Annotated in this window: 12 protein-coding genes and 1 pseudogene; 10 read left to right on the top strand and 3 right to left on the bottom strand. The window is 60.8% G+C overall.

What is annotated here, in order from left to right; translation table 11 throughout:
* Positions 1-190 precede the first annotated feature (190 nt).
* From FJV80_RS30860 to FJV80_RS30850, 4 genes and pseudogenes are all read left to right on the top strand, one after another.
* Positions 191-448 (top strand): hypothetical protein, encoded by a 258-nt coding sequence (locus tag FJV80_RS30860; protein WP_245437928.1) that lies wholly within the window; start codon positions 191-193, stop codon positions 446-448.
* Positions 449-653: 205 nt separating this feature from the next.
* Positions 654-1,268: a hypothetical protein gene (locus FJV80_RS35430; RefSeq protein WP_246689090.1), complete on the top strand. Its 615-nt coding sequence runs from the start codon at positions 654-656 to the stop codon at positions 1,266-1,268.
* Complete coding sequence (locus FJV80_RS34780; protein WP_179301184.1) at positions 1,265-1,492, top strand: hypothetical protein; 228 nt, start codon at positions 1,265-1,267, stop codon at positions 1,490-1,492. The genes FJV80_RS35430 and FJV80_RS34780 overlap by 4 nt, the downstream gene beginning before the upstream one ends.
* A gap of 185 nt (positions 1,493-1,677) precedes the next feature.
* Positions 1,678-2,586, top strand: a pseudogene (locus tag FJV80_RS30850) (IS110 family transposase); the annotation flags it as partial.
* A gap of 927 nt (positions 2,587-3,513) precedes the next feature.
* Here FJV80_RS30850 and FJV80_RS30845 read toward each other — a convergent pair.
* The 3 genes from FJV80_RS30845 to FJV80_RS30835 are packed head-to-tail and all read right to left on the bottom strand — an operon-like array spanning position 3,514 to position 4,802.
* Complete coding sequence (locus FJV80_RS30845; protein WP_095789638.1) at positions 3,514-3,927, bottom strand: MAPEG family protein; 414 nt, start codon at positions 3,925-3,927, stop codon at positions 3,514-3,516.
* Between the two features lie 57 nt (positions 3,928-3,984).
* Positions 3,985-4,488, bottom strand: a complete 504-nt coding sequence (locus FJV80_RS30840) for an SRPBCC family protein (protein WP_095789637.1) — start codon at positions 4,486-4,488, stop codon at positions 3,985-3,987.
* A complete protein-coding gene (locus tag FJV80_RS30835; RefSeq protein WP_095789636.1) occupies positions 4,485-4,802 on the bottom strand; it encodes a metalloregulator ArsR/SmtB family transcription factor in 318 nt (105 codons plus the stop codon). Before FJV80_RS30835 ends, FJV80_RS30840 begins: the two co-directional genes overlap by 4 nt.
* A 2,216-nt stretch (positions 4,803-7,018) precedes the next feature.
* On the opposite strand from FJV80_RS30835, the gene FJV80_RS30830 reads away from it, so the two are divergent.
* From FJV80_RS30830 to FJV80_RS30745, 6 genes are all read left to right on the top strand, one after another.
* Positions 7,019-11,179, top strand: a complete 4,161-nt coding sequence (locus FJV80_RS30830) for an RHS repeat-associated core domain-containing protein (protein ID WP_185973339.1) — start codon at positions 7,019-7,021, stop codon at positions 11,177-11,179.
* Between the two features lie 11 nt (positions 11,180-11,190).
* Positions 11,191-11,766 (top strand): hypothetical protein, encoded by a 576-nt coding sequence (locus tag FJV80_RS30825; protein ID WP_142878209.1) that lies wholly within the window; start codon positions 11,191-11,193, stop codon positions 11,764-11,766.
* Between the two features lie 8 nt (positions 11,767-11,774).
* Positions 11,775-12,698 (top strand): hypothetical protein, encoded by a 924-nt coding sequence (locus tag FJV80_RS30820; protein ID WP_095794083.1) that lies wholly within the window; start codon positions 11,775-11,777, stop codon positions 12,696-12,698.
* Between the two features lie 249 nt (positions 12,699-12,947).
* Positions 12,948-18,659: a calcium-binding protein gene (locus tag FJV80_RS35650; RefSeq protein WP_281408800.1), complete on the top strand. Its 5,712-nt coding sequence runs from the start codon at positions 12,948-12,950 to the stop codon at positions 18,657-18,659.
* Positions 18,660-18,687: 28 nt separating this feature from the next.
* On the top strand, positions 18,688-20,433 hold the full coding sequence (locus tag FJV80_RS30750) for a type I secretion system permease/ATPase (RefSeq protein ID WP_095794101.1): 1,746 nt from the start codon (positions 18,688-18,690) through the stop codon (positions 20,431-20,433).
* Positions 20,433-21,737 carry an HlyD family type I secretion periplasmic adaptor subunit gene (locus tag FJV80_RS30745; RefSeq protein WP_095794088.1) on the top strand — a complete coding sequence of 435 codons (1,305 nt, stop codon included), beginning with the start codon at positions 20,433-20,435 and terminating at the stop codon, positions 21,735-21,737. The genes FJV80_RS30750 and FJV80_RS30745 overlap by 1 nt, the downstream gene beginning before the upstream one ends.
* The last annotated feature ends 106 nt before the right edge of the window (positions 21,738-21,843 follow it).

Genomic DNA, 21,843 nt, shown 5'->3' with positions numbered 1-21,843 from the left:
CGGGGTATCGACCAGTTCAGGCTCCATCGGCTTGATGAATTTCAGACGCATACCCAGGACTCGCAAACACGCGATTCAATTAGCTTGCGCTAAAATAGTTCCAGAACATTTTAGGTAAGTTGAATGTTTCACTCGCCGCAACATGAGGCACCGTATGTCGCGAGCGCCGAAAGTTGGAGACGAGATCACGTTGACAGCCACCATCCTGAAAGTGATGGAGAGCGGCGTGTCGAGCGTAAGCCTTCCGAGTTACAACTTCCCACTTGCGGTCGACTCGCCGGCAAAGGCCACGGCAGGTCAGAAAATAGAAGTCAGGGGATTTGTCACCCGGGTCGACAAGGAGGATGGTAAAGTTACCGTCCGCATCGATGGCGGCGGCCTCGTCACGGGGGATGCCGATTCAATCACGAACGTGTCGGCGACATCGCGGGTCAGCGTGCGCCAATAGCTATGGAGATGCTCGAACGCCCGCCCTAGGACTTCGGTTGAAATCCAAATGAAGGAAGTCGGTTCTGCGCGCGCTCGGGACGTCTCTTAAGGTTCCCTTCTGCGAACAGCCCGTCTCGCACCCAACCACCCGAGACGGGCTTGGAAGCTTCGGGGACAGGGTCACAACCCTTGACTTCCGGCGCCATAACTCAGGAAAGCAGAAAATGTTCCCTGCTGAGCCCAGGAACTTTCACCCAGGCGGATCGTTCGAACCGGCATGCACGAACCTTCCCGATCTTGGACCGCCTATTCCCGGCAAGCGACATGGCGCCGAGCCGGCACGGGTGGAGGACAATTTCTACGCCTGCTCCTACTGTGGGCAGTTGGTCGACCAGCGACTTGCGCCAGGTGTTCTGGCACGAGGAGCCGGGGCACCAGGCGCTGCGCCGGGTCCGCGAATAGACGAAGGCCGTCTTCACCCCGTTGGCGTAGTTGATCTCCTTGGTCTGGCCGTCAGCCTCATAGAGCGTCGAGGTGATGAAGGCGGGGGCGGAGATCTTGGTGCAGCCCGCGCGTATCAACGCGTCGCGGTGCAGATCGAGGTTCTGGTCATCCGTCGAAACGCGCGCGTGATGGTGCTGGCGGGCCTTCGCCCCTCGGACGCGCAAGGGGCTGCCGCGCCGAACCCGGCCAACTTTGTCCGCACCCTGCTTGATGCGCCCGCAGCCGGGATGGACTTTGGCCGGGCAAAGCTGGCGATCGACAAGTTCGTCGATCCCTCGACCGATGGTTGCCGCCTTGCCGAGATCGACAGCATGCTCGTTACGGTCAAAAAATGATCGCGACACTTCGGCCCGAAGCTGCCTCGACCAGCATGGAGAAGATGAAGGCTCTGCGCACCTTCCTCTACGAGGGCGGCTGGTGGAACAATAGCCGGCCGTTCGAATACGACCTGTCCGATTCCTATGGCCAAAAGCCCGGCTCTCAGTCGCTGGTCAACTACCTCGCGACCCGGAAAGGCAATTGTGTCTCGATGCCGGCGCTGTTCGTCACTCTCGGGTAGCGGCTCGGCCTCAATGTCACGCTGTCGACGGCGCCGCTGCATGTGTTCGTCAAGTTCACCGACGATGCCACGGCAAGACCTGGAACCTCGAGACGACCAGCGGCGCGGGATTCACGCGTGACGCGTGGTGTCGGCAAAAGCTCGAGATGACCGACGAGGCGATAGCCAATGGCGTCTATCTCAAGACGCTGTCCTGGCTGCATCCGGAACTCAAGAAACTCGGCCTTCCGGCCGTCTGCCTGGAGACGCGGCACGTGCGCGCCGCAATGTCGGCGCAGCGCAACAAAACCGACAAGGCCGATGCGCTCGGAATCGCCCACATCATGCGCACCGGCTGGTTCCGGCAGGCCCATATCAAGTCGGAAAGCTGCTACCGCACGAAGCTTCTGCAGACGCACCGGCGCAATCTGAAAGCCAAGTTCCGCGACCTGGAGAACGCCATCCGCCATCCACTGAAGGCATTCGGCATCCGACTGGGCAGGTCGGGCGAGGGGGCTTTCGAGCAGGCGGTGCGCACCGCGGTGGCGGACGATCCGCTGTCGTCCGAGCTGATGGACGCCATGCTGGCGGCGCGCGCAGCGACGTGGAGACAGTATTGCCGGCTGCACGATCTGGTCGTGAAAATGGTGGCACGCAGCGAACTGTGCCGACGCTTCATGGCAATCCCCGGTGTCGGCCCCATCACAGCACTTTCGTTCATGACGGCGATCGACGATCCGTCGCGCTTCCGTCGCTCACGCGACGTCGCGGCCTACTTCGGACTGACCTCGCGGCGCTGGCAGTCGGGCACCTCGATCGACGTTCAGGGCCGAATATCGGAGGCTGGCGATGCTGATGTGCGACGCTCGCTTTACGAGGCGGCATCGGGGCTGATGACGCGCTTCGAGGGCTCGGACAAGGTCAAGAGCTGGGGCCGGGCGATCGCCAAACGATCATGCCACCGCAAGGCCTGTGTCGCCGTGGCGCGCAAGCTGACCGACGGAGCGTTCTATGTCGGCGATTCCGCGGCGACCCGGAGAGATGTCGCCCGGCGCGCTCATCGCAAGGATCGCAGGCCGCTGGGGCGCATCGATGAGCGGTGCAACGGAAATTGAAACGCATGACGCCGACACGCTGACGGGCGCCACCTGACACAAGAGATCCGCTCCAGCGGATGAGGACCGATGCAGACCAGGAACGACGGAACGCACGCTATCTTTCCTGCGGCCGCGCCGATCGCGAGACGGCCGGACCGCGCCGGATTGCCTGTGACGCTGCCCCCCAGTCCGATGGAAAAGTACGCCACGACGGTTCCAGTGCTGCTTTCATGCAACTGGCAGACCCCGTCGCAGATCGCGGAAGACTGCACGGCGCATCGGGGGTCGACGCCAGAATACGGATCGTGACATAGAGCATAGAATAGTGTATTATCGTAGCATAGAGGAGGAACGACGATAGATAGCAAGTCTCGCAAAGTACGACCGATTTAGATGGCAAGATAAAAGACCGCACATACGGCGGTCGGTCGGTTGTATTCTCTGGGTTTTTCGCCCCTTGCTGCACATTGCGCGCTTTTGCTACAATGTGCGATTTGATATTAAGATATCGATTTCATGTTGGAATCTACAAGGTGCGCAGTGCATCCGCTGGCAAACACTGGGCTCGCAGCGTGCTCTTCAACGTCTGGCCTTGGCCAAAAGCGACCTGTCAGCTTGTTGCCGGACAGTTGAAATTCCGACACGTTTCCTCGACACGCCAACGACAGAATATGCGGCTCGGAGTTGGTGTTGGGCGATGTTTAGCAAACGGTCGTTTGGCGGACATCGCGGTGTGCATATTGGCCATCACGGCGACGTCGCCCTCGTGCTTCGAGTGCAGGCTTTGTGCCTCATGGGGTTGGGACCGGCTTTGCCAACTCCTGCAAGCAGGCATTGCTGGCGGTGAACGCTAGGGTGAATGGATGGGCCAGGGCCACGCATCGCACGAGACCAGCTTCTAAGTCTCTGCTGAAAAGCAATGTGCGGAGTCGTGACACCAACGTGTCAATTGAGTGCTGCCCATCCAGTCACAAGTAGGAGAAGAAGGGTGACGAGTGCGCCAGAGACGTACAGGATCGTCCTGATGCTGCCTCCCTTAGCGGCATTTCCGCCACGCAAGTAGACTCCCAGATGGAGCAGGCGTATCCCCAGGTGGGCGCCCACAAGCGCCGCCAAAATGGTCGGTTTGACGCCAACCATCATCGCTAGCACCGCGGGCACGACAAAGGGCGCCAGTGCCTCGACCGAATTCATGTGGACGCGATCGATCCTATAGAGCAGATTTTCGTCGTCTGCCGGGATCACCGGCCCGGAAAGTGCCCCCGCAAATCCCTTTGACGAACCAGAATAGATTGCCAACACCACCGACAGCAAACAGAGGGTGAGCACGCCGAGGATGCTTAACCAATAGACTTCCATTTTGTCTCCACTCCCAAGAATCGCGGTGGGTCCAACCGAGCTTCCGGGTCACGCCCCTTAACCGGCTGCGTTGTCAGGCCGCTCGACGGTGAAAAGGTCTTGGAACCGCTGCAGGTACAGCGGCCAGCCCTGATCGCTATCAACTCCACCGCGCACACCTTCCCAGCCTTCGCCGTGGCGTTCGAAATTCCGATGTTCGATCTCAACCAGGGTTCTTTTTTCTGTCTCGGCCGTGAACCGGACTTCCCATTCGCTGGTCTTGTTCAGGTTGGTCTCGATCTGCCATCGAGGGCTGATGTCCCAGCTCAGAACCAGCCGGTGAGGTGGATCGTAGGCCAGTACGCGGGCCCAGCGGCACTCGCTGCCGTCCACGCCGCGATCGTAGACGTGACCGCCGACCCGACGCTCGAAGATCGTCTCGGCGATAGGTACCGCGAGCAGATTGTGCTCGCGCGGTTTGAAGCTGCCGAAATCCTCGGTGAACACTTTGAAGGCGCGCGCGATTGTCGCTTCGACGACCACGGAATGCCTAACGGGAGCGGGCCCTGGTTGCTTGATCATGTCTCGTCCTTAGTCGGTTCCTCGACGGCCAGCTTGTAGCCCGCGAGCGTCTTCACCCAGAACTGGTCGATCTCTGCCCGAAAGGCCGCGAGGCCATCCGGATCAATCCGGTAGATGCGTTCCTTGCCGGAGCGCGTGTCGGCGACCAGCCCGGCATCCTTGAGGACCCTCAGGTGTTGCGAGACCGCCGGCCTTGTCACGGGCAGCGCATTGGCCAGCCCGCTGACCGAACTGGGCTGGTCGACCAGCAGTTCGAAGATCGTGCGCCGTGTGGGGTCACCGAGCGCTGCCCAATATTTCGCGTTAGTAGCCACTAACGCGAACTTAGATCGACGGGGTCCCTTTTGTCAACCTGAGCAGTCGACGCTATGGAACCTTCCCTGACGCCGGGTGCCAGCATCACGCCCAAAAAGCGGTGAAACGCGCTCTCGAACTCGATGCCGACGCCACTCTCGAAAAATGGACCGATCCGATGCTCGCGCCCTATGGTGATGCCACTTACCTTGCGCGTTTTTCGCAAAAATCTGCGCAGGGTGGCCTGCCAGGGCTCACCTTTAAGGCCAAATCAGTAACCGAGCGCCGACACCGTGCACTGGAACAGGGCCAGCGAAGCTGTCGCGCCGTCAGCTTCGCCCTTCACAAAATCCCCGTCGATCCGCGTGTTCCATGCGCCATGAGATACCACAACTGTCTGCGCCGACGTCAGCCGTGCCTGTTGAGGGCAGGGGGGTCTGCAACTCGAATTAAACGAGAGCCGCCCGGGTACGACTTTCGAGCGCGGGCAGCCCGGCAGCTCGGCCATCCCGTTGGCAATGCATTCAACCTTTCTCGGATGGATCTCAAATCCCGCCACCTAGCAACGGCCGTCAAATACGGCTGCTCAGTGCGCAAAGCCGCCGCTCGTTCGCTACGGCGCCTGTTTTGAGGCGCGCTCGCGAGCGGCTATGCGCGGCCCCTAATCTTAATGACCGCTCTGCGATTTACGAATGAGAGCTTCGAGCCCCATTCCGAGCGCATCGGCGATGCGTCCGAGAACCGTGACACTGGCCGAAACGTCAAAATCGGCCGTCGGACACGATAGTGGGTTTGAAGTGGTAGCGGGAGAGCGCTACACAGCGAGACCCACTATCGAGGAAGCACTCTTCTCCTATCGGCGACGCTCAGCGAGGCGTGGCGCGCATGCGCCATTTTGCGAAACGTCGGCATTCCCCGCTGCTGTCTAGACTAGCCCGACTGTTTAACGAGGTTTACTCATCGGGGTCGGCTATGGAGCCTAACGAGCCTCAAATCGGGGCGCGGCATGATTCCGGTTATCTCGGCAATATCGAACAGGGAGGCCGATGCTCTCGGGCAGGTGCTGCGCGCAGCGATCCTTCTGGGAGATATGGCCGGCCCCTATTGGCTGTGATGCCATATAAATACTTGGCATGGTTGGAGAATTCTGGCTCCAGGACGGCGAACTGAGTCGTACTCATACATGTGCAATACATAAAAGTGTAAATTAGAGAAATTGCATGTATTGACCAAATTTTCTTTGATCTATTTCTTTCTCGAGCTCTTAACAGGCTTTCACGGATATGCTACCGGTTCAACTGCAGGGGCAATGTGGCGATCCTTGCTCCGGGGAGCTCGTGAAGGTGGCGCGGGATTTTCATCGTGTAGGGCGGCGTGTTTGGTGCTGCTTGACTTGAAGGCAGGGGCTTGATGGTATGGCTGTTGGTACAAATGAGTACCCTGCAAGCATTCGCGATGGTGGAAGATGCGTTTGGCTTATATCAATGTTTAACGTTTTATTTGTCACTGAAATAGTTTAAGTTATTTTGTATCGTGGTTTATTCCACATGCTTGGCAAACTGTGCCTTGAAAAATAGTTTATTTGCTGGCGAAATCCGCATTCATTTTTCTTGTTGGGCGGTGATGCGTCGCAGTTGTTTAGCTGTGCCGAGTTTTCTTTAATGTCTGTATTGACAAAAGCATTTTTGGCAAGTGTATTCAAAAATATGCGCGGCGGAGGAGATGTGTGATGGCTTTTTGTCAGTCACATGAGCTCGGTTTTGTATCATTTTCTAAATTATTCTTTTCTAAATCAATAATTGCTATCTCTAGGCTGACGGGGAGCTATTTCGTCGCTGGGCTCGGCCGGGGCTCGAGGGTCCGCGCCAGACTCCTAGCGGCGTTGTTCGTGGCCATCGCTCTTGGTTTTGCGACCGCTCCGGCCGCTCAGGCGACCCCGCATGGCGGATGGAATGGGACGTACCCCACTGCCAGGGACGCCTGCTATTCGATCTGGGCTTACTGGCATCTGCCGCTTCCCCATCCGGGCTACAGCCATTTCACAGGGGCGTTCCCCACGGAAGATCCCAATGTGCAGCGTTGCCATTGGACACACTATCAGGACGGCACCTGCCCCTATGGTCCATTTGGCTGCACGACCATTCTGCCCGGGACTGTTTCCTTCGCTTGTGACAGTGGCTACGAGCGTACGATCGATGATCGGTGTGTCCAAAATGTTCCGCCGGAAGTCCCTCCTGTGTGCTCAAACCCCACTGAAGGCAATCCGATCGTTCTGGGTTCAGGCGCCAAATATTATCAGGCTGAGGATTTTGCGACGCAGGACGGACTGTTCCGGATCGGGCGACAATATCGCAGTTTCGCCGGTGGCAGGGTCAGCAGCTACAATCAGCCTGCTTTGACACCGTCTGTCGGCTGGCAATTCAATTTTGACTATGAGCTGCATCTGGGCGCGTTTTCGGGGTCGCCAAGTGCGCCGACCGGCAAGGTCACTCTGCTGACGCCGGATGGGTCCGGATATAATTTTGAACTGCAGGCGAACGGTACATGGCAAGCCCAGGCTGCGATGGGGGCCGTCCCGGACGACTACCGGCTAGAATTCATGGGAAGCTTGCCGAGCAACCTTGCCGACATGAAGGCTGTGCCGAGGCAATGGAAGCTGACCGGTCCCGACGACCGCGTTTGGACCCTGACAACGATGTCGCCCGTCAATTTCAGCCCTGCGAGCTACAGAGTTGGCCGCCCCATAACCATGCGCGAGCGTGACGGTTATGGCTGGGAATTCAATTATTCCACGGATGGGGCGCTCACCTCGATCGTCGACAGCTTCGGCCGTACGGCGTCGTTCACCTGGCACATCTACTATCCGATGGTCGATCCAAATGCTACCTGGCCGCAGCGGATGCCCGAAGCGATCAAGGACATCACCTTCCCGGACGGTACAAAGGCGACCTATCTCTACGACCCGGCCCCAACGGATACGGCTCCGTCGCCTGATGTAATCCGACGCCTTGTCGGCGTGGAGTGGCGCGATGCATCCGGCACGGTGGTCGATTCCAATGCCTATCACTATGAGGACACGACCTATCCGAGATTCCTGACCGGCGTCAGCGACCATCGCGGCGTGCGCGTTGCGACTTATACCTACGATGCCGATGGCCGGGCGACCTCAACCGAAGGCGCCGGTGGCGCCAATCGGGTAACGGTTGTCTACGGCACGTCCGGCTCCCAACTCACCCGAACCGCCACCACGGCGCTCGGGCGTGTAAAGGTCTACAAATTCGACTACGTGCCCGGCAGCAGCTGGGACATCCGCTTTGCCGGCGTCGATGGCGCGGCCTCGACCAATTGTCCGGCATCCGCCAGCGCGCTGACCTACGACGGCGCGGGTTTCATCGCGTCGTGGACCGACGAGGAGGGCCGCGTCACCAGCTATGTCAGGGACAGCCGCGGCCGGCCGACACAGATCACGCAGGCCTATGGTCTGCCGGAGGCGCGCCAGACCACCATCACCTGGCACGCGACCGTGAATGCCCCGCAGCAGATCGTCGCGCCGGGCCTTACGGTTGACTACACCTACAACACGGCGGGCCAACTGACCGGCGTGACACAGACCGATACCAGCGCGCAGACGGTTCCCTATTCGACGAACGGCCAGACACGCAGTTGGGCCTACACCTATACGACGTCCGGCCTGTTGTCTTCGGCCGATGGGCCGCTGCCGGGAACCGGCGACACGGTCTCCTACACCTATGATACATCAGGCTATCTCGCCACCACCACCGACGAGGTCGGCAATGTGACGACAGTCAATGCCGTCGACGGCCGTGGCCAGCCGACGGAGATTCAGGACGCCAATGGGCTGGTGACCAAACTCACCTACGATGCCAGGGGCCGCTTGACCTCCAGGCTGGACGACCCTTCCGGCATCGCCAGCCGGACGGAATACGCATACGACAATGCCGGCAACGTCACCACGATCACCAATCCCGATGGATCGGTGCTGGCGATGGAATATGATGGCGCCAACCGTGTGACCTCAGTGACGAATGGCCTTGGCGACAAGGTGACCTACACCTATGACGCGATGGGCAACCGCACGGGCGAACAGGCTTCGGACGTCAATTCGCAGGTGTTTTTCGAGCGTAACACGACCTTCGACGAACTTGGCCGGTTGCGGCAGGTCATCGGCGTCGGCCCAGCGACGTGGACCTATGGCTACGATAAGGTCGGCAACCCGACCTCGATCACCGATCCCAACAGCAATGCTGCGACATCAGCCTATGACGGGCTCGACCGACTGATCAGCCTTGCCGATGAGCGCAACAGCACGACGACACAAGGTTTCGGCGCAACCGACGACCCGACCTCCACTACGGATCCACGCAATGTCGCCACCATTTATGTCCGCAACGGCTGGGGCGAGGTGATCCAGGAGAGCAGCCCCGATATCGGCACGACGGTTTATGTTCGCAATCGCGACGGCGAGGTCACCCAGAAGACCGACGCGCGCGGCGTCATTACGATCTACACCTACGACTATGCCGGACGGATCACGACGCGGAGCTATCCGTCGGAGACCGCTTCTAGTGTTGCCTACACCTATGACAGCGTGACCGGTGGCAATCCCGGCAAGGGCCGCCTGACGAGCGTCACCGATGCCGCCGGCACGGTTTCCTACCGATACGACCTGCTCGGCCGTGTCATTCAGGAAGTGCGCACGATCGGGGTGAAATCCTACACGATCGCCTACAGTTGGGACGATGCCGGCAACCTGTTGAGCATGACCTATCCGTCCGGCCGTGTCGTCGAATATGGCCGCGGAGCGGCAGGCGAGGTGCAACAGGTCCGCACCAGCCCGGATGCTATCTCGTCGCCGACGGAACTGGTATTGTGGGGCACGTACGCGCCCTTCGGCCCACGTTCTATCACGGCCTTTGCCAACGATCTGAGGGAAAGTCGCGACTATGATACCGATGGCCGCATCGTGAGCTACGGCGTCGAGGACCAGTCGCTCGGCCAGGATCTCATCCGGCGCGCGCTGCAATACCAGGACAAGCGCAACCTGACCTTCATCGAGGATCAGCTCAACGCCGCCAACAACGAGACCTACACCTATACTGCCAACGGCTTCATCGAGAAGGCCGACGGCCCGTGGGGCAGCCTCACCTATACGATCGACGGCGTCGGCAACATCACCCAGCGCATAATCACCCTGGGGGGCGTGACCTCGACGGATGTCTATACGCAACAGCCCGGCTCGAACCGGCTGACCGGCATTGTCACCAACGGCGCGCCGAGCCGCGGCTTCCAGTCCGACCTTGCCGGCAACATCACGCAGGACGCGACTGTGTCGCCGGCATTGACCAAGGCCTACACCTACAATGCCGCCGGCCAGTTGGCGGGCGCCACCACCAACGGCGCGGCGAGCGGCGCCTATGTCTATGACTATCAGTCGCGACTGGTCTCGCGCACCATCAGCGCCTCCTCGACCACACTGCATATGGTGCACGACCTCGATGGCAATGTGATCGCCGAATACGACGCCTCGGGCACCCTCGTCACCGAATATGTCTCGGTCAACGGTCGGCCACTGGCCATGATCGACAACACCGGTGCGACGCCGGCGCTGTACTATGTGCTGACCGATCATCTCGAACGGCCGATCATGATGACAGACGAGAGCCGCAACATCGTCTGGCAGGCGAGATACCTGCCCTATGGCGAGGTGGGCACGATCATCGGTAGCGCTACGCTCAACCAACGTTTCCCCGGCCAGTGGTTCCAGGTGGAGACGGGGCTTTCGTACAATTGGCATAGGCACTATGATCCGAGCACTGGGCGCTATCTACAGCCGGACCCGCTCGGTATGCCCGATGGCCCGTCAAGGTGGGCGTATGCGAAGAACAGTCCGTTTATGAATGTTGATCCGGAGGGGTTGCAGAATGCGATCCCAGTGCCTTTTCCCGCGCCGCTGGGGCCGTTCAGCCCAAAGCCGTTTCCACTGAAAGATGCGCAGCAGTGGTGTTATGACCATCCTATGCTCTGTAGTTGTGTGCCGGGGTTGCCTGGTCTTCTGGGCTCGCCTTGGCCGGATCCCGTGCTTAACAATGAAGGGGCGGGGCCGCCGGACTATACGCCGCCATTTGACGGCCCGGGTGATTGGGATCCAGGAACTCCTCCGCCGGGAGAAGGCTGGCAGTGGAAAGGAAAACCTGGGGCGCCGGTGGGCGGTAGAGAAGGGGGCTGGACACGCCCGGCTCCTGGCACGCCCAAGGGTAAGGAAAGCGCTCACGATGATCGCGATCATCCCGAAGGCAAACCACCGCATGTGGGCTGGGTGGATCCATCGGGCAAGCATTGGGAGAACTATGGAAACGGTTGGGTGCCAAAAGAATAAGGGATTTACAAATGACCGTTCAGGCTGACACGGAAAGAACACTGAGTAGGGACGAGATTGAACGTTTCATTGACGACCTTGGCGGCTGGGCTCCGTCATACACAATATTGACTTCAGTCCTAAAAAATAAAAATATTGAAGCGAGAGTTCTTCTTCGCGCAGACTATCAAATTAATATAATAAATGATTTTACATCGTGCCCCGTGTATCCAATCATTTTGGAAAAATATTATGATGTAAGAAGGAAGTATTTTAAACGTTTAATTGAAACAGATAACGCTAAGTCTATTATCTTTCTTGACTACACCGCCGATGTCGGCGTAGAGTCAAGGCATAGTATCGAAATTTCCGGCGGACACGTAATATCAGTCGGAGGTTTTCCGACTTATTTATTTCCAGTGGAGGCAGCAAAGTTTGAAACAATCGACGCCAATAGGGAGAATTTCTTTTCACCGGTGTTGGTAACATCGGACGGTGTTGAATCCCTTCTTTCGGATAGATATGTTTTACCATTTGAGAACATATTAGCAATGTATTGCAATGTGATGGACGATGAAACAATACTCTACATTGAAACGAAGGCGTGATATTGCGAATGGGTTCCCCCGGAGGCCTCACAAGCGGTGGGGCGATCCATTGCGAAGGTTTAGTTCCGCAACCCGCAGGCTTCGCCCTCGTCGCAGTCCTCGTCTTCCTCCTCATCGTCTCCGCCATCACCTCGACCTTCGCCCTGACCGCCTGGACCCGGCTCAAGATTGCTTCGAACGAGACCGAAAGCCAGCGCCTTGGCCTGCTTGCCGAAGGGCTGACCAATGTGCTGGCGGCGCGGTTGTCGGGAGACGGCGCCGATCTCGGGCTGCCGCTGAATTTCGAACCGATCTCCTGCGCGGTCGGCGACCTGGCTGTCGTAACGCGGCTGCAGGGGCATTCGGGGCTGATCGATCTCAACGCCGCCGATCACAATCTGCTCGCCCAAGGTTTCGCCTCGCTCGGCGTCGACTCTGAGATGTCGAACCGGCTTGCGATCGCGGTCGAATATTCCCGCAGCGGCGCCAGCATCTTCGCGGCGGCTGCCCAGGAGAAAATCGAGGTCGCGGGCGGCTTCAAGCATGCACCCTTCGAATCCGTGGCCGAGTTGCAGGATTTTTCAGGGCTGCGTACGATTCCCTTGCCGGACCTCTATGGAACATTCACGGTCAATTCGCGGCGCGGCGATCTGGTCATAGGCCGGGCCAACCCGGTTCTCACCAACTTCGCCAAGGTCGGCACGCCTTCGAGCGCGAAGACGCCCGAGCAGGCCTTCACGATCGAGGTTTCCGTCAGTCGGCGTGGGTCGCCGATCGCCGGTTCCGCGGGTTATGTCTTCGAAAGCCGCGCGGGCGAGCATGCTGGGCTGCAGCGCATTGCGGCCTATCCCGAAATCGCGGCCGATGAAGCGGGCGCGAAGCGTGATGCGGTCGGCGGGTGCGTCGAGATTTTCGGTGCGTCGGTCACCGATATGCTTGCGACCCTGCACTGAACCATTGCGGGCATCGAAGCGGCCCGCTCTCGTTCTCGGAGAGGGTAGAGACGTAGCCAAATCCTATGCCAGCTAGTGCCAGTAAACAATTCGGTAAGTATTTTTCCTGCTGAATCTTGTATGAGAAATAAATTTGTAATGCAGAGGCTTGGATTCCCAAAAAATTCGGTAATACTCACCTTAGTAAGAGTTTTATCGATCCAATACATTAAGTATATCTAATGTTTCTGGGCGGAAGGGGGATAGCCGATGTCAAGCGGGAACGACACCATCACCGGCACGAGCGGGGCCGACATCATTGATGCGGGCGAGGGCGATGATATCGTCAACACGCTTGCGGGCAACGACACCATCACCGGCGGCAAGGGCGACGATATCCTCAATGGCGGCACAGGCAACGACACCTATAATTATGCCCGGGGCGACGGCAACGACACCATCACCGAGCTGAGCCTGGGCGGTTCCAGCGACCGCCTGGTCTTCACCGGCATCAACCAGGCCGACGTCACGCTGGTGCGCAACGGCGCCGACGTTACGCTGGTCATCGCCGAAAGCGCGCCCAGCGCCGGCGATGGCGGTTCGATCCTGCTCAAGGACAATTTCGAGGACGTCACCGATCGCGGGATCGACAGGATCGTCTTCGCCGACAATTCGGCCTGGACACGCGCCTCCTTGCGGGCTGCCTGGCTCGCTCAGGTCTCGACCTCGGGCAACGACACCATCACCGGCTTCAATGCCGCCGACACCATCACCGGCGGCGCCGGCAACGACGTCATCGACGGCGGCAAGGGCAACGACATCTACAACTACGCGCGCGGCCACGGCAACGACACCATCATCGAGGCGGCTTCCGGCGGGACCGATGACCGCCTGGTACTGCAGGGGATCAACCCGTCGGCGGTAAGCCTTGTGCGCAACGGCAACGATGTCACGCTCGTCATTGCCGAAAGCACGCCGGGCGCCGGAGACGGCGGATCTGTCCTGCTCAAGGACAATTTCGAGGAATATTATGATCAGGGCATCGACAAGATCGTCTTCGGCGACGGCACGATCTGGACCCGGGCCGCACTGCGCACGGCATTCCTCGCCCAGTCCTCGACTTCGGGCAATGACGTCATCACCGGTTTTGCCGTCAACGACACGATCAACGCAGGCGACGGCAACGACCAGGTCTTCGCCGGCGATGGCGCCGACACGCTCACCGGCGGCAAGGGTGCCGACAGTCTTTACGGCGGCGCCGGCAACGACACCTACATCTATGCCCGCGGCGACGGCAACGACACTATCCAGGAAGACAGCGGCGGCGGTGCCGGTGACCAGCTGACCCTGACCGGGATCAATCCATCGGATGTGACGCTGGTCCGCGACGGCGCCAATGCGTCGCTGGTGATCGCCGAAAGTGCGCCGGGTGCCGGCGACGGCGGCTCGATCCTGCTCAAGGCCAATTTCGACGAAGACAATGGCCAAGGTGTCGACAAGATTGTCTTCGCCGACGGTACCATCTGGACGCGGGCGGAGTTGCGGGCGATGTACCTCGCCCAGGTATCCACGGCGGGCAACGACACGATCACTGGCTTCGGCAGCGCTGAGACCATCAATGCCGGCGCCGGCAACGACGTTGTCGATGCCGGCGCCGGCAATGACGATCTGCGCGGCGGCACCGGCAATGACACGCTCTCCGGCGGCGATGGCAGCGACACCTATCACTATGCCCGCGGCGACGGTGACGACATCATCATCGAAGGACCTTCCGGCGGTGGGCAAGACAGCCTCGTTCTCGAGGGGATCAGCCGCTCGGATGTGACGGTGGTGCGCAACGGCAATGACGTGACGATCTTTATCGCCGAAAGCGCGCCGGGCGCCGGCGACGGCGGATCCGTCCAGTTGAAGAACAATGCGGACCAGTATCCCAACAGCGGTGTCGACGGGGTTGTTTTCGCCGGGGGCACGGCATGGTCGAAAAGCGATCTGTTCGCCAACATCGATTTCGTCGGCGGCACTGCAGGAAACGACACGATAACGGGAACAACCGGCAACGATCTGGTTCGTGCCGGTAAGGGCAACGACACTCTTCTCGGTGGTGGCGGCAACGACGAGTATCACTATCAACGCGGCGACGGCAACGACACCATCGTCGAAGACATCAATGGCGGCACCGATGATCGGCTGGTGCTGGAAGGCATCAACCCGGCCAATGTCAGCCTGGTGCGCAACGGCAATGACCTGACGGTGATGATCACCGAAAGTGCGCCTGGCGCCGGCGATGGCGGTTCGGTCCTTGTCAAGGAAACGTTGGAAGACACTTCCAATCGCGGCATCGAGAAGATCGTCTTCGCCGACGGCACGACCTGGACCCAGGCGGACCTCCGGGTGATGGTGCTCGATCGGGCAGGCACGAGCGGCAATGACACGATTGTCGGTTTCAACGGCGCCGACACGATCCAGGGTCGCGCCGGCAATGACGCGTTGAGTGGTGGGGCCAGTGACGACCTCTACCTCTACGCCCGTGGCGATGGCAATGACACCATCACCGAAGACACCAACAATGGCAGCAATGACCGGTTGGGGTTCAGCAACATCGATGTGGGCGCCGTGAGCCTGGCGCGCAACGGAAACGACGTGACGGTTGTGATCGCCGAAAGCACGCCAGGCGCCGGCGACGGCGGCTCGGTGCTGCTTAAGAACAGCCTCGACGACAACTACGGCCAGGGCGTCGACAAGGTGGTCTTCGCCGACGGCACGACATGGACCAGGGCCGATATCAGGGTCAAGCTGCTGGATCAGGCCGGAACAGCCGGCAACGATGCCATTGCCGGCTTCAACACCGCCGATACGATCCAGGGCCGCGCGGGCAACGACGCACTCAATGGCGCCGGTGGCGACGACACGTACCTCTACGCCCGCGGCGACGGCAACGACACCATCACCGAGGACACCAATAACGGCGGCAACGACCGGTTGGTGTTTACAGACATCAATCCTTCGGCCGTGAGCCTGGTGCGCAACGGCAACGACGTCACGGTGGTTATCGCCGAGAGCACGCCGGGCGCCGGCGACGGCGGGTCGGTGCTGCTCAAGAACAGCCTCGACGACTATTACGGCCAGGGTGTCGACAAGGTCGTCTTCGCCAACGGCACGATCTGGACCCGGGCCGACATCAGGGCCATGCTGGTTTCGGCGTCCGGCACAAGCGGCGATGACACGATCAATGGAACGGGTTCATCCGATATCATCGCCGGCCACGCAGGCAACGACACGCTCAATGGCGGCGGTGGCGACGACACCTATCTCTACGCCCGTGGCGACGGCAACGACACAATCAACGAAGGGACCAACGGCGGCGGCAACGATCAACTGGTGTTCAGCGACATCAACCCTGCCGCCGTGAGCCTGGTGCGCAACGGCAATGACGTAACGGTTGTGATTGCCGAAAGCGCGCCGGGCGCCGGCGACGGCGGCTCGGTGCTGCTCAAGGATACGCTCAACGACAATTACGGCCAGGGCGTCGACAAGGTCGTCTTCGCCGACGGCACGATCTGGACCCGGGCCCAGCTGCGCGACATGCTGCTGACCGGCACTGCTGCCAATGAGACGTTTGCCGGGTTTTGGGGCAATGACACCTTCCGCTACGCCCGCGGCGGTGGCAACGACACGATTTTTGAAGACACGAACAGCGGCAGCGCCGACCGGTTGCTGCTGACCGACATCAATCCTTCCGCCGTCAGCCTGGTGCGCAACGGTAATGACGTGACGGTGGTGATTGCCGAAAGCACGCCGGGCGCCGGCGACGGCGGATCTGTCCTGCTCAAGAACAGCCTCGACGAGAACTACGGCCAGGGCGTCGACAAGGTCGTCTTCGCTGACGGCACGACATGGACCCGGGCCGACATCAGGGTCAAACTGCTGGATCAGGCCGGAACCACCGGCAACGACTCCATCACCGGCTTCAACTCCGCCGATACGATCCGGGGCCATGCCGGCAACGACACGCTCAATGGCGCTGGTGGCGATGACACCTACCTCTACGCCCGTGGCGATGGCAACGACACCATTTTCGAAGGGACCAACGGCGGCTCCAACGACCAGCTGGTGTTCAGCGACATCAACCCTTCCGCCGTCAGCCTGGTGCGCAACGGCAATGACGTAACGGTGGTGATCGCCGAAAGCGCGCCGGGCGCCGGCGACGGCGGCTCGGTGCTGCTCAAGGATACGCTCAACGACTATTACGGCCAGGGCGTCGACAAGGTCGTCTTCGCCGACGGCACGATCTGGACCCGGGCCCAGCTGCGCGACATGCTGCTGACCGGCACTGCTGCCAATGAGACGTTTGCCGGGTTTTGGGGCAATGACACCTTCCGCTACGCCCGCGGCGGTGGCAACGACACGATTTTTGAAGACACGAACAGCGGCAGCGCCGACCGGTTGCTGCTGACCGACATCAATCCTTCGGCCGTGAGCCTGGTGCGCACCGGTAATGACGTGACGGTGGTGATCGCCGAAAGCACGCCGGGCGCCGGTGATGGCGGATCTGTCCTGCTCAAGAACAGCCTCGACGAGAACTACGGCCAGGGCGTCGACAAGGTCGTCTTCGCTGACGGCACGACATGGACCCGGGCCGACATCAGGGTCAAACTGCTGGATCAGGCCGGAACCACCGGCAACGACTCCATCACCGGCTTCAACTCCGCCGATACGATCCGGGGCCATGCCGGCAACGACACGCTCAATGGCGCTGGTGGCGATGACACGTACCTCTACGCCCGTGGCGACGGCAACGACACCATTTTCGAAGGGACCAACGGCGGCTCCAACGACCAGCTGGTGTTCAGCGACATCAACCCTTCCGCCGTGAGCCTGGTGCGCAACGGCAATGACGTAACGGTTGTGATTGCCGAAAGCGCGCCGGGCGCCGGCGACGGCGGCTCGGTGCTGCTCAAGGATACGCTCAACGACTATTACGGCCAAGGCGTCGACAAGGTCGTCTTCGCCGACGGCACGACGTGGAGCAGGGCGGATCTGGTTGAACGGGCCAACGCGACGGTCAGTTATGCGTCGAATTCTGATGCGGTAACGGTCGATCTGGCGCTTGGAACTACGGTCGTGAACCATGCGGCCCTGGTCGGGCAATTCGTCCGCGTCTACCAGACCAATGGCAACTACCTTTCTCTTGCCGAAGTGCAGGTCTTCGAAAACGGGCAGAATGTCGCACTGACTGGCATAGCGAGCCAGAAGACGACCGGATGGGGAGGCGATGCCGGCCGCGCCAACGACGGGAATACCGATGGAGATTTCAGTCACGGTTCCGTGAGTCACACAGGAACGCCCAACGTTGGGGAATGGTGGCAAGTCGACCTTGGACAAACCGCTACAATCGACAAGATTGTCGTATTTAACTGGCCAGATTACTCATACAGGCTCAGCGACTTTGACATCGTCGTGACTAGCCAGCAACTGTCAGCATCTGCAACACTACAGGACGCGATCTCGCAGCCTGGTGCTCAATCCGTGCACTACGCAGGTACATTTCCCACAAGCGATACTGTGTTCGCGACCAGCGAAACGCATACGTTGACGAACATCAAATACGTCATTGGGTCCGCTTTCAATGACACCCTTCTTGGAGACGCATCGGCCAACATGCTCCTCGGTGGCGCCGGAAACGATGCGATTGAAGGGCGAGGTGGTCAGGACCTTCTGTCGGGCGGAGCCGACAACGACACCTTCATCTTCAAGGCCGGCTTCGGTCTCGACACCATCACGGACTTCACCGCTGGAGCCGCGTCCGACGATATTATCCAGTTCGGCAACGACGTCTTCGCCGACTTCGCCTCCGTGCTCGCTGCCGCCAGCCAGGTCGGCGCCGACACGGTGATAACCCACGACGCCGGCAATACGCTGACCCTGAAGAATGTTGCGCTGGCAAATCTTCATCAGGACGATTTCCAGTTCATTGCCGCCTGATGCCTGAACTGGAATTCACTTGAAGGCGATGCCGCAGTCCCGTCCATCAGAGCCGCCGCGAACGACCCTCGCGGCGGTTCTTGGCTCCTTCCGGCGTGCCTTCGCCGGCATTGCGCTGATGAGCGGTGTCGTCAACATACTGGCGCTGACCGGCTCGTTCTTCATGCTGCAGGTCTATGACCGCGTGATTCCCGGCCGCAGCGTACCGACGCTTGTCGGGCTTGCCGTGTTTGCAGGCACGCTGTTTGTTTTCCAGGGCGTGCTCGAGCTCATCCGGTCGCGGCTCCTGGTGCGCATCGGCATGGGGCTGGATGCCAGGCTGAGCGGCCAGGTCTATTCAGCACTCATGCGACTGCCCTTGCGCACCAAGCTCGCGGGGGATGGCCTGCAATCCTTGCGCGATCTCGACCAGGTGCGGTCGTTCCTGTCGAGCGCGGGGCCGACTGCGCTTTTCGACCTGCCGTGGATGCCGCTCTATCTCGGCATCTGTTTCCTCTTCCATTTCTGGATTGGCATGACTGCGCTCGCCGGCGCCATCATCCTGTTTGGCCTGACGCTGCTTGCCGAGGCCCGCACGCGCGAACCCGCCAAGGAAGCCAACCGCCAGGCCGCCGCACGCAACACGCTGGCCGAGGCGACACGGCGCAATGTCGAGGTACTGCAGGCGATGGGTTTTGGCTCGCGCATCGCCTCCCGCTGGGCCGATATCAACGCCGATTATCTCGGCACCAACGCCAAGGCGAGCGATCTCGCCGGCACGCTCGGAACCATTTCCAAGATCCTGCGCATGATGCTGCAATCGGGCATACTGGCGATCGGCGCGTGGCTCGTCATTCACCAGGAGGCGACGGGCGGCATCATGATTGCGAGTTCCATCATGATGGGCCGGGCCCTGGCGCCGATCGAACTGGCCATCGCGCACTGGAAGAGCTTCGTCACCGCCCGCCAGGCCTGGACGCGGCTCACCCAGCTCCTGGCGCTGCTTCCCGAGGCCGCGGCGACCGTTTCCTTGCCGGCGCCGGTTTCAGCCCTTGTCGTCGAAGGCATCAGCGTCACGCCGCCGGGCGAGCGGCGCGTGGTCGTGCAGGATGCCAGCTTTGCGCTGGAAAAAGGCGCTGGCCTCGGCATCATCGGGCCAAGTGCTTCCGGCAAATCCTCACTGGTGCGGGCAATTGCCGGCATCTGGCTGCCAGCGCGCGGCGCCGTTAGGCTGGACGGTGCAACGCTTGACCAGTGGTCGCCGGAGGAGCTCGGCAAGCATGTCGGCTATCTGCCGCAGGATGTGCAGCTGTTCGACGGCACCATTGCCGAAAACATCGCGCGTTTCGAGCCCGAGGCGTCCTCGGACAGGATCTTGTCGGCCGCCCGGGCGGCGGGTGTGCACGACCTGATCGTTCATCTGCCGGAAGGCTACGAAACACACATCGGCGAGGCCGGATCGGCCCTGTCGGCCGGCCAGCGGCAAAGGGTGGCGCTGGCGCGGGCTCTTTACGGCGATCCGTTCCTGGTCATACTCGACGAACCCAATTCGAACCTCGATGCCGAAGGCGAGGCCGCCCTGACCGAGGCGATCCAGGGTGTTCGCGCCCGCGGCGGCATCGCCGTCGTGGTGGCGCATCGCCCAAGCGCGCTGGCGAGCCTCGACCAGGCCCTGGTCATGGCCAATGGCCGGGTCCAGGCCTTCGGGCCGAAGAACGAGGTTCTGAACAAGGTCACCCGGCCGGCCGGTGTCCCGTTGAAAGTCGTGCCCGCGCCTGAAGAGAACGTGTCCTGATGGCTGTGGCTCCCACCATCGATCGCACCATCCGGCGCTATTTGCTTGGCGGTGTGGCCGCTTGCATCTTTCTTGTCGGTGGCGCCGGCAGCCTGGCGGCGGTGACCGAGCTTTCCGGCGCGGTGATCGCACCGGGCAAGCTGGTCGTCGATTCCAGCGTCAAGAAGGTGCAGCATCCCACCGGTGGCGTGGTCGGCGCCATTCTAGCACGTGAAGGCGATGCCGTGATGTCCGGGCAGGTCCTGATCCGTCTCGACGAAACCGTCACCCGCGCCAATCTGGCGATCGTCACCAAGGGGCTCGATGAATTCGATGCGCGTCTCGCCCGCCTCGAAGCCGAGCGCGACGACCATGCCGACATTGTCTTTCCCGCTTCATTGACATCGAGGCGCGATGACCCTGGCGTCGAGCGCGCCATGGCCGGCGAACAGTCGCTGTTCGAGTTTCGCCGCCAGGCTCGCGCCGGACAGAAGGCGCAATTGGAAGAGCGCATCGCGCAGCTTGCCGAGGAGGCCTCGGGGCTCACCGAGCAGCGGACTGCCAAAAGCCGGGAGATAGAACTGATCGGCACCGAGCTCGACAGCATCCGCATGCTCTGGCTCAAGAAGCTGGTCTCAATCGACCGCATGACGGCCTTGGAGCGCGACGCGGTGCGGCTCGATGGCGAACACGGACAACTGACGGCGTCGATTGCACAGGCCAAGGGCCGCATCGCCGAAACCCGGCTGCAGATCATCCAGGTCGACCAGGATCTGCGCAGCGAGGTCGCGACCGAGCTGCGCGACGTTCAGGGCAAAATATCCGAGTTCGTCGAACGCAAGGTTTCCGCCGAGGATCAGCTCAAGCGCATCGACATCCGCAGTCCGCAGGATGGCGTGGTCCACCAGCTTGCCGTCCATACGATCGGCGGCGTCATTTCGCCGGGCGAGGTGATCATGCTCGTGGTGCCGGTGGCGGATGATCTGACCGTTGAGGCTCGCATTGCCCCGCAGGACATCGACCAGCTCTCGCTGGGGCAGGACGTGGCCCTGAAGCTTTCAGCATTCAACCAGCGCGTGACGCCGGAACTGAACGGCGTGGTCAACGAGATCTCCGCCGATCTCAGCGTCGACGAGCGCAGTGGCGCTGGCTTCTACACGGTTCGCGTCAGCCTGCCGCGCACGGAACTGAAGAAACTGAAGGGCCTCACCCTGGCGCCGGGCATGCCTGTCGAGGCGTTCTTCTCCACCGGCAGCCGAACCATGCTGTCCTATTTGGTGAAACCTCTGGCCGATCAGATACAGCGCGCGTTCAGGGAAGAGTGACGCTCCTGCGTCGCCAGTTTGCGCTCTTCAGGCGGGCTGCCTTTGGGCCGCTTTGCTGATTGTCAGGCCGCGGTTTGGCGAGATTAGAAAGCGGAGCCGACGCCCG

The organism is Mesorhizobium sp. WSM4310, from assembly GCF_007003935.1.
GTDB lineage: Bacteria > Pseudomonadota > Alphaproteobacteria > Rhizobiales > Rhizobiaceae > Mesorhizobium.
The sequence above is the reverse complement of the archived record's forward strand: the minus strand, read 5'-3'. Positions and strand labels throughout refer to the sequence as shown.